At 69.3% G+C, this 9792-nt stretch carries 9 protein-coding genes; 1 reads left to right on the forward strand and 8 read right to left on the reverse strand.

From position 1 onward, the window contains the following. Window positions 1–220 precede the first annotated feature (220 nt). From ACZ4XX_RS39920 to ACZ4XX_RS39955, 8 genes are all read right to left on the reverse strand, one after another. On the reverse strand, window positions 221–640 hold the full coding sequence (locus ACZ4XX_RS39920) for an MmcQ/YjbR family DNA-binding protein (RefSeq protein WP_468512718.1): 420 nt from the start codon (window positions 638–640) through the stop codon (window positions 221–223). A gap of 362 nt (window positions 641–1002) precedes the next feature. After that, window positions 1003–1431 carry a lasso peptide biosynthesis B2 protein gene (locus ACZ4XX_RS39925; RefSeq protein WP_468512719.1) on the reverse strand — a complete coding sequence of 143 codons (429 nt, stop codon included), beginning with the start codon at window positions 1429–1431 and terminating at the stop codon, window positions 1003–1005. Next, window positions 1428–1751, reverse strand: coding sequence for a hypothetical protein (locus tag ACZ4XX_RS39930; RefSeq protein ID WP_468512720.1), 324 nt, complete (start codon window positions 1749–1751; stop codon window positions 1428–1430). The genes ACZ4XX_RS39925 and ACZ4XX_RS39930 overlap by 4 nt, the downstream gene beginning before the upstream one ends. Next, window positions 1711–3606: an asparagine synthase-related protein gene (locus ACZ4XX_RS39935; RefSeq protein ID WP_468512721.1), complete on the reverse strand. Its 1896-nt coding sequence runs from the start codon at window positions 3604–3606 to the stop codon at window positions 1711–1713. The genes ACZ4XX_RS39930 and ACZ4XX_RS39935 overlap by 41 nt, the downstream gene beginning before the upstream one ends. Continuing rightward, on the reverse strand, window positions 3606–3785 hold the full coding sequence (locus tag ACZ4XX_RS39940; RefSeq protein WP_468512722.1) for a lasso RiPP family leader peptide-containing protein: 180 nt from the start codon (window positions 3783–3785) through the stop codon (window positions 3606–3608). The genes ACZ4XX_RS39935 and ACZ4XX_RS39940 overlap by 1 nt, the downstream gene beginning before the upstream one ends. A gap of 354 nt (window positions 3786–4139) precedes the next feature. Further along, window positions 4140–4874 (reverse strand): SOS response-associated peptidase, encoded by a 735-nt coding sequence (locus ACZ4XX_RS39945; protein WP_468512723.1) that lies wholly within the window; start codon window positions 4872–4874, stop codon window positions 4140–4142. 886 nt (window positions 4875–5760) lie between these two features. Further along, window positions 5761–6384: an NAD(P)-dependent oxidoreductase gene (locus tag ACZ4XX_RS39950; protein WP_468512724.1), complete on the reverse strand. Its 624-nt coding sequence runs from the start codon at window positions 6382–6384 to the stop codon at window positions 5761–5763. A 71-nt stretch (window positions 6385–6455) separates the two neighbouring features. After that, window positions 6456–7283 carry an inositol monophosphatase family protein gene (locus ACZ4XX_RS39955; protein ID WP_468512725.1) on the reverse strand — a complete coding sequence of 276 codons (828 nt, stop codon included), beginning with the start codon at window positions 7281–7283 and terminating at the stop codon, window positions 6456–6458. A 113-nt stretch (window positions 7284–7396) separates the two neighbouring features. Between ACZ4XX_RS39955 and ACZ4XX_RS39960 the strand changes: the two genes are divergently transcribed. Continuing rightward, complete coding sequence (locus ACZ4XX_RS39960; RefSeq protein ID WP_468512726.1) at window positions 7397–8311, forward strand: LysR family transcriptional regulator; 915 nt, start codon at window positions 7397–7399, stop codon at window positions 8309–8311. Window positions 8312–9792: the final 1481 nt, after the last annotated feature.

Below are 9792 nucleotides of genomic sequence, written 5' to 3' on the forward strand. Positions count from 1 at the left end.
CTCCGGATACGGGCCGTACTCACCGATCGGCAAGTACGGCTCAATGAACTCCCACTCAGCGTCCGTTAGTTGCACTCGCGTCATACAACAAGTTCAGCCGGATCCGGCTCGACGGCGAGGGCGAAACCCGCAAACTGATCACAACCCGATACTCGCCCTAGTAGTGGTCTCGGCTCACCACGTAGTGCGTGGTGTGGCGGGAGACGAGGCCCACCGCCGGTCAGCTGAGCGACGGCAGCAGGGGGAGCCGGGCGGCGAGGAACTTCGGAGCCATCCCGCGGTAGCTGTCGGTGATCAGTTCGGCAAGCTCGGTCCAGTCGGTGTGGTCACCGAGAACGGCGGCGACGACGTTACGCCCCCAGCCGGCACGGAGGAACGGGAACCCGGTGGCGGTCAGGCCGAGCAGGTCGTCGGCAGGCACCCGAAACGTCATCACGACCGGTTCCTGATCGGCGGTGGCATACGGGGCGTAGACCGGGGAGCGATCCACGTCCGGCGTGTAGACATGGGCGAACGTCCGCGTACGGATCCGCCAGCGCACGCCGACCCAGGCTGGTTCCTCGTACGACTCGGGCAGCTGCCGACAGATCGACCGCAACCGGTCCAGGATCTCCGGCGGCACGTCTCCAGGACTGGTCATGGTCCGACACTATCGACCCTCGCGAATTCCACGCCAGACGCGGCTGGGCAGGGAAGCCCGCGTGGCAATGCGGAGCCGCAGTGCCTGGCGGGTTGTTGGGGCCCTTCGCGAAACCAGTACGTGGCGATCAGAGCCCGCTGTGCACGATTCACGGCAGGAGTTCTAGCGATGGCCACCGGTCCGCAGGTTGCAGAACGTCACAGGTCACCGGTTTCGACACGGCGTCTCAGATCGGGCCGACACAGACGCCGCCGTACCGAGACCAGGCGGCCGACCCATCGGCAACGTGAGAGCGACGGGACCAGCGGGTGCCGCGGTTCGTCCCCTTGCTGAGTCGTGAGCCGCCGGGTATCCGGCACGTATCAGACGCGCAGGGCCGTCGCGTAGGGCCAGCCGTGTGGGAGAGCGGTCTCGGGTTCGCCGGTCGGGCCGGACGCGGTCTCGACCCAGGCGTGGTGGACGCGCGGCGGCGGGAGGAAGCGCACGCCGAGGCACCAGGAGAGGCGGTAGCCCTGGGCGACGGCCGCCAGGCTCGCGGCGAGCGAGGTCTCGAGGCAGGCCGCGCGCCCCGGCCACCAGGCGCCGGCTGAGCGCGCCGCCTGGACCATGCGGGCGGCCCGGGTCTGCGCCGGTTCCCTCAGGGGCAGACGGTGCAGCAGGCGCACGAGGGCGGTGGTGCGGTGCAGCGGGAGTCTCAGCAGGAGGACGGCGGTGAGTAAACCGAAGGATCCGCAGAGTAGCTGGGGCAAGGAGGGCTGCGGGCCGGCGGCAGGAGCGACGGGCAGGCTCATCGTCCGGTCCTCCCCGTGAACAGTCCGGTGAACGGCCACCGGCGGCGCGGCGGCACCTCGGGGTGCCGGACAAGGAGTCCCGCGGCGCGCAGGTCGTGGAACAGAGCCAGGAAGGCGCGGCCCGAGCGCGTCGCGTCATCGCCCGGTACGGCCGCCTCGGCCGCGGCGGCCTCCGGGTCGGCGCCGGCCAGGATCGCCTTGAGAAGTTCGGCTCCTGGTCGGGACAGGTGGTACCAGCGTCCGGAGCGCTCGTCGAGCAAAGCGGCGCCCGCGGTGTCGTCATGGGCGACGTGCACGGTGCGGGGCAGGACCCAGGGCACGGGATCGGTTCTCCTTCCACCACGTCGAGCGGCTCTGGGTGTCCAGCTGCCGCAGCCACACCTCGACCGCGACAAGGCTGTGCACCGAGCCGAGCGGCAGAGGTAGCCCTGTCGCCGCTCGGCGCAGTACGGCGGCCACGGGGGCAGGGTCGACGAGCCCGAGGCGGGCGAGGCGGGAGCCGGTGCCCAGCAGCTCGGTGAGTGCGGTGGAGTGTTCGGCCAGGCCCGCGTAGACGGGCCCGCCGAAGGTTCCCTTGGTACGGCGGTCCAGGACCGGGTCGGCGACGATGCCCCGCATGGCGCGGGTCAGCAGCGGCTTGTACGCGCCGGGCACATGCCGCTCCTCCGGCGGTACGCCGAAACAGACGGCCACCACCTCGTCGTCCAGGTACGGGGCCCAGAGGGGCATGCCGAGGCTCGCGGCCAGGTGCGCGTATTGGGCGACGTCGTCGCCGACCCTGGCCAGGCCGTGCGCGTCGCGCCAGGGTGCGAGGCGGTTCGGCTGTTCGAGGGCCCGGCAGGTGTCGGTGACGTGGTCTGCCAGGAGGTCACGGGCCGGGCTGGGCATCCAGTCGGCGACGGTATGGACTGGCAGCCAGGCGGCATCGGCGCCGCCGGTCGAACGGTGCGCGGTGGCGGTCGGGGCCGTGGTGCCGCGCAGCCGGTCCGCGAGGTCCCCGGCCTCCGCGGTCAGCGTGAGTGCGGCCTTGGACCGGGCGGCCCGCCACAGGCTCCACGCGGAGGTGTGGGTGACCCGGGCCGCCGCCCTGGCCGCCTCGGCGGCCTGGCGGCGACGTCCGGCGCGCAGGGCGTCGGTCAGGACACCGGACGCCGTGAGCACGGTGTCGCCGCCGGTGCCCACGAAGTGGCCGCGCGAGCCGTGCGCGGCCATCGCTCCCAGGACCTTCGCCTTCATCGCCCACAGCACGACGCTGGGGCTCGGGGCATCGGAGACGGGGACGGCGAGGTGCTCCGGGCTGAGTCCGGTGTAGTGGAGGGTGGAGCGGTCGCCGGTCACCACGTGATGGACCGCGCCCGGCATCTCGTCGGCGGCGGCCGTCGCGTACGGGAGATCGTCGTTGCGCAGCCATTCGTCGGCGTACGTGACGGCGTGGGTCCTACCGGCCCGCGCGGAGAGGTGGGCCAGGGTCGTGGAGTCCAGTCCTCCGGACAGGTCGGCGGAGCGCAGCGGGGTCGACCGTACGCGGCGGTCGACCGCCTCGGTGAGCCGGGTGAGCAGGAGCCGGGTCCCTTCGGGCAGGGTGAGGTGTTCCGTGTGCGCGCGGGTGGTGGTGCCGGTGCGGACCAGGCGGGCCGAGCCGTGTTCGAAGAGCAGTGCCATGCCGGGTGGTACGCGGGCGACCTGTGGGAACAGGCCGGCGTGCGGTTCGAGCACCACGTCGGGCAGTGCGGTGCGGGCCGCGAGCGCGCGGAGTTCCGGGATCGGCGGGCCGGAGAGCGAGGCCAGCGGTGTCGCCGCGTTCGACCACCAGACTCCGCCGTCGAGATCCGTACGGTAGAACACCGGCCAGACCCCGGCGCGGTCGCCGACGACCACCGTACGGTCGCGGGTCTCGGCCACCAGCAGACACGATCCCGGTCGTTCCGGCATCCGGTCCAGCTGCCCGGCCCGTATCGCCCGGAGCGTGGCGGCGAGTTCGTCATGCGTGGGCGGGCAGTCGCCGGCGGCCGCGATCCGGGACGGCCCGGGGCCGTCGCCCTCGACCGTGCGCACCAGGACGGGTCCGACGGTCCACGCCGTGGCGAAGCCGGGGATCCCCTCCCCGGCGACAGGCGTCGGGACCGGCGTTCCGCTTGTGTCCGGTCCTGCCCGGAACCCGGCCGCCCAGCGCATCAGTCGTGGGTCGGCGTCCAGTGCTGCGTGTCGTCGGGGTGGCCGTGCGACCAGTTCCCCAGGGTGACGTCACGCACCGATCCGGCGTCGACGAGGAGCAGTTCGGGGTCGCGCCCGTCCGCCGCGGTGGCGGGGGCATTCTCGTGTGCGGAGTCGCGGTGCTGGTGTGCAGAGTTCATCGCTCTCACTCCCGATGGATCGACAAGAACAGCGACGGGCCGTGATAGACCGTCTGTGATGCCTTCCGCGAAGCTTTCCGAAGGGGCCAGCATGACCAGTCCGCACCGGTGAGTCCATCCCGGCGCGGTGGGGAATCGGCCCCTCCTCCCCGTACCGCGTCAAGTTGGCCGGATCGCGTTCCCGTTGCCCCTGATGGTCGGCGTGTGAATGACATGGCCATTCGTGATTCGTGTCAGCACACCAGCCCATCATTGCCTGTCAATGTGATCTACCAGCTCGTCGAGCTACACCACTGACAACCAGATGACGACTCTTCACTGGCACTCCCCCGCAGACCATCAGCGGGCAGCAGGTCAGCCGGCCGCGTCGAGGAGGTGGGCCCCGTTGTTGCGGACGTTGTTGACGGCCATGGAGACCGGCCGGGCGTCGAGCCGGCCGTCCGCAGGCTGGATGAGCAGGGCGCGGAGGTCTTCGATGTCGTGGTGGCGGGGGTCGAGCCAGGCGTCGTAGTGGACGGGGCTGAGGGCCAACGGCATGCGGGGGTGTACGCGGCCGGCCGCGTCGGTGGCCTCGGTGGTGATGATCGTGCAGGTCGTCAGCCAGGCGTCAGGGTCGTCGTCGCTGGTGATGTCGGGGTTGCGCCAGTACTCGTACAGACCCGCCATGGCCATCACCTGACCGTCGGCGGGGTGGATGAAGTACGGCTGCTTACGCGTCTTGCCCGTCACCCCGTCCTTCACCGGCTCCCATTCGTAGAACCCGTCGGCAGGCATGAGGCAGCGGCGTTTGGCGAAAGCACGCCGGTACGCGGGCTTCTCGTGCACGGTCTCGACCCGGGCGTTGATCAGCCGGGAGCCGACCTTCGGGTCCTTCGCCCACGACGGCACCAGGCCCCACCGCAGCGCCCGCAGTTCACGGCGTACCTCGTGGCCGTCGTCCCGCGCGGTGCGATCGAGGACCGCGTAGACCTCGTCGGTCGGTGCGACGTTCCAGCTGGGCGCCAGCGTCTCGCTGGGGCTCCAGTCGGTTGCCTGGAAGAGCTGAGTCAGGTCCTCGGGACCACGGGTCGAGGTGTAGCGGCCGCACATAGGGCCACTGTGTCACGGAACTCGCAGGCCTGGATGACGACAGGGAGGGGACGCTCACTCTCACGACAGCGGGCTGCCCGCGATCGAGCGGGGGGCTGATCACTGGCATGGACTCTTGCCGTAGTGGGGGCTGACGGTTCTGGCCGGCTTCCGCTGGACCGGACGCAGCGTCCGGATCGTCAGCTCGTCGGGAGTCCAGTGGTCGTCGGCCACTCAACGCCGGATCCCGCGAGGCCGCTGACGAAGACGATCTCTACCGCCAAGAGAGTACGTGCCCAGTCCGCCGGGGCCAGAGGGACGTCGTCGTGGAGTGCGCCTCTCAGCCGGCTGGCTTGATCGAGCCGGGCCTGCACGTCCGCGATCCCCTACCGACGGCGGCCTGATCGCCGCACACTCACGCGCCGCTTGGGGTACATACCGGGGCGTGGGTGAGAGGCCCGGTGTAGAAGGCGGCCGGGTGGTGCGCCTTCAGCCAGGCGCCGAGGCCCGATGCAGGGTGTCTTCCGGATTCTCGGCTGGTGGTGCGCCGGGAGGTGCCCGAGGATGTCCGGCAGCTGGTCGGCGGAAGGCGGCCGGCGGAGGCATGATCGAGTCTCTGGGGATTCGACGGTGGGGGTGTGGTCTGAGGGATTGGCGGACCGATCCGACGTTCGCGATGTGCCGGGCGCTGGTCGACGGAGCGGATCTGGCCTCGTTCGCGGGAGGCGCGTTCGATGTGCGGGCGGCCGGGGGAAGCCGAGCGCCGGGGAAATAGGCCTGGTGAGTGCTTTGCTCAAAAGGCCGATCCGCAGTATGCAGACGAGTCGTTCGCGAAATCATGCACCGGGCCGAGCTCTCGGTGCCCGGTCGTGTGGAACCAGGGCCAGTCGAGCGGGGGTCGGTCGCGTCAGCGGCCGTCGAACAGGGCGACAGTGTCAGCGTCGACGAAGCGAGGGGACTCGGCTTCCGCGAGCATCAAGGCGGCGACGCCTGCGCGTGGCGTCATGGGGGGCATCATGCGCGGCGCGTAGTCGGAGGCTCGGATGAGGCGACCATTGGCCTTGTAGGGTTTGTTGTTCAGTGGCCCCGCGTAGACGGTGGTGCCGCCGGCGTCGCGCACGGCGCTACCGGCAACGTCCTTGGCGTCCCACTCGTGACGCAGGATGCGCTTGAGCAGCGCGCCGTTGAGAGCTCCGAGCGCTCCCTGTGTGGCTCCCACGCCGAGGGAAGAGAGCCAGATGACACGCGGTGCGGCGTTGGCGATCTGGCGGGCGCCTTCGGTGAGGATGGCGGGGTCCTGCTTCTTGGTGATGCCCAGGCCGCTGATGACGACGTCGGCTTGCGCGACGGCGTTCATGACGCTTTCCGGGTGGGTGACGTCAGCCTGCACCACACGCAGGTTCCCCGGAGTTGGGCTCTCGACCTGTTCCGGTCGACGGGCGAGGGCTATGACGTCGTGGCCACGCTCCAGGGCACGTGCAACCACCAGGCGGCCGGTCTGGCCGGTGGAACCGAGTACGGCGATCTTCACGAGAACCTCCACGAGGTTGGCAGGGATGATGTGGGGCCGCAGCCGGGAGACCCGGCGGGATGGGCGGTCGGTCAGCTCAGGCCGGCCAGCACGTCGACCGTCTGCGTGTGGATGCCAGGCACCGAAGCGAGGAAGTCCTCGCTGGCCAGGGTCCACGGCTCACCGCGGGTGTCCGTGACCTGGCCGCCGGCTTCTGCGACCAGCAGGGCACCGGGCAGGAGTCCGGAGCGCACGTCAGAGAACTGCCAGAAGGCGTCCATCCGGCCGGCGGCGACGTGGATGAGCTGCATGGTGGCAGGCACTGAAACACGGACGACCAGTGCGCGGAGCAGCATGGCGGTCACCGAGGCACCCATCCTCCGCAGCGCCGCCTCCGTCTCACCGGGCTTGGCCTGGCCTGTACCGACCAGAGCCGCCTTGAGGTCGGTCTTGGCGGAGATCTGCAACCGCTCTCCGTTGAGGAACGCACCCTGTCCCTGCAGGGCGGTGTAGAGATCACCGGTCAGCGGGAGGTGGACCACCGTCAGAACGGGGATGTTGTCGCGTACCAGAGCGGCGGTCACCGACCACTCGCCCATGCCGTGGATGTGGTTGATATTGCCCTCGGCGGTGTCGACGACCCACCACTCGCCTTCCGGCAGAACACCGCCGGCCAGTTCGTCCTCCGCCCACCGCGAACCGGGGCTCGCTGTGAGCAGCGACTCCTTGACGACGGCGAGGATCGCCTCGTCGTTGGCGTAGATGTCACGGACGATCTCCTCGAGATCGCCGGGGCGGGCCTCGACGTCGAAGCGCCGCAGCAGGTGCTCGCCGCCGCGCTTCACCGCGGCAACAGCACTCTGGAGGACGGTCTCGAGGTCGGTGACGGGGGCGCCGTGCGAGGTGGGAAACGCGCTCATTGAAAGCTCCTCAGCGAAGTGGAATGTCGCGACCTCTCGGTTGCTCGCTTTCGAGGTTATGAGCTGGCACCATTAACTTCCAATGCAAGCTAGCTAAGTCTGGATTAACCTGCATGCAATTGGATTTGAATCTGCTGATCGCCCTTGACGCACTGCTGGAGGAGGGCAGCGTGACGGCTGCCGCAAGCCGCCTGCACGTATCGGTCCCAGCCATGAGCCGCACGCTGGGCCGCATCCGAAGGGCCACCGGAGACCAGATCATGGTGCGCACCGGCCGCACCATGACGCCCACGCCCCGAGCCCTGGCTTTGCGGGAATCGGTGCACGACCTCGTACAACAGGCCCACCAACTGCTCTCCCCGCACACCGAGGTCGATCCGGCCACCCTGACACGCACCTTCATCCTGAAATGGCACGACGCGCTGGCCGCCGCCGCCGGCCCCGCACTGCAGCAGTCGACGCGAAGAGAAGCCCCCGGAACCCGGCTGCGCTTTCTCGCCGAGGCCAGCAACGACATCCAAGATCCACGGCGCGGGGACATCGACCTGGAAGCCGGGTCCAGCAAGCCCTCCACCCCCGAGATCCGGTACGAGATCGTCGGCCACGACCGGCTGATCCTCGCCCTGCGTCCCGAACACCCGCTGGTGCACAGCGAGATGACACTGGCCGACTACGCAGCGGCCGAACACATCACGGTCTCGCGGCGCGGGCGCCTTGGGGACCCCATCGACGACGAACTGAAAGCTCACGGCCTACACCGTCAGATCGTCGCCGCCACCCCCACCAATGCCACCGCACTGCGGTTCATCAGCCATAACGACCTGCTCGTGGCCGTCCCTGAAACCGTCAGCCGCCCTGACCTGGACGCTCTCGGCCTGTACACCCGGCCCCTGCCACTGGCCGTGCCCGACATTCCGATCTATCTCGCCTGGCATCAGCGGTACGACAACGACCCCGCACATGCCTGGCTCCGTGACCAGGCTCGTACGGCGCTACGTCACGCATGCTGCGCATCAGCCTCCGTGTGAGGTACTGAGAACTCCCGCCGCACCGCGATGCGGCCTTCGCCGGCCCGCAGGTGCATCCCCGCCCGGCCTGCGGCGGCGAATTCACTGCAAACCCCCGCCTTCGGCAGGTCTACTGTTCACCGGACTGTCGGCGCGAGGCGGAGAAGCAGCGCGATCGTCACCGCGAGGAGGAACGCGCCCGCCGTCTCGGCGAGGTGCAGGCGCCGCCCGCACTGCCTGACCTTCCACCACCACCCAGATCCACACCACGATCAGGCCCCCGACCGGCCGTCCCCGAGCGCGACCCTCTGGAGTCGACCGACACCCGGAACTATCCGCACTGCCAGCAGCCGGTCACCATCGTGGCCCTGCTGGCCACCCCGGAAGCCGACCGCCCTGCCATGCCCACCGGGTCCTGATGTCATCCCGCTGCGGAGGACTCCCTGAACAATACGGCCTGAACATTACTGGTCATCGGGCCGGGGGGCCTTCGGCCGCCAGGCCCTCGCCGTCAGGTCACCAGCCGAAACCGCTGGATGCCAGGTCTCGCCAGCTGCACCTGGCGGCGCACCACCTCGTCACGGGCGGCGGGCCCGATTCTCGGTCCCGAAGTGCGGCGGCCGTCGGGCGCCTCGATCACGGCCGGCCGGGTCACGGCTCGCAATGCAGCCCAGATCAGCCGGGTCTGTTCAGTGAGGGTCTGATGCATTTCCGGTCCGACTTCGGGTTCGAACCACCGCACTGCGAGTCGCCCGCTCTCGAAGAACTCGCCCCGCTCGTCCGTCCTGAGCCGTGAACGGAGCAGCTGGACAATTGCCGCTGTCGGTGGTCCGACAGGCGTGAGGACACCCACAGCGGAAATGATCCCAGGTGGCAGGGATGCGCCTGCCGGGAGGCTGAGAAACGTCTGCGTGCCTCCACAGCCCAACGCGGAATCGATCGAGTCATGCAAGTGCACCTGATGCAATCCAGGAGGCCCTGGGTGACTGCAGTGCCATCCGGTTGAGGGAAGCACCTCGGCAATTCGCTGCCCCAGAAGCACTTCATCGGCAGGCGTCAGCCATGTGTCCGTCGTCTTCGTGCGAGATCCCGCGATGGCCATGAGGCCAGAATGCCAGTGCCCTCCGCATGCCCTGCAGTCGCGCCCAGCTCCCCACATTTCCCACACCGTTCAACGGTCAAGTAAGTGGGGCGAGGAGCATCGCTGGCCGTTTGATTCAAGAATCGCCATCAACGTGGACACGGCAGGCGTGGCGGGCGGTGGGGCGCGGGCGTCGATGGTGGCGGTCTGCTCGCTGGAGAACGATCCCGTGCTCAAGCGAACTGGGAGTACGGACCACCACCAACCCGATCCAGCTCGCCCTGTGGGCCGGGTCGGGGCCCGTCATCTTCGCCGCCTATGCCTCACTAGTGACCTGGTTTTGAGGTCGTAGGTCGCCACGTGAGGTATCTGCTGTTTCAGGTTGTGGTGTTCGCCTGCGGCGGGCCACGCGTTCGCGCTG

The sequence above is a fragment of the Streptomyces sp. NPDC029956 genome (genome assembly GCF_055574655.1).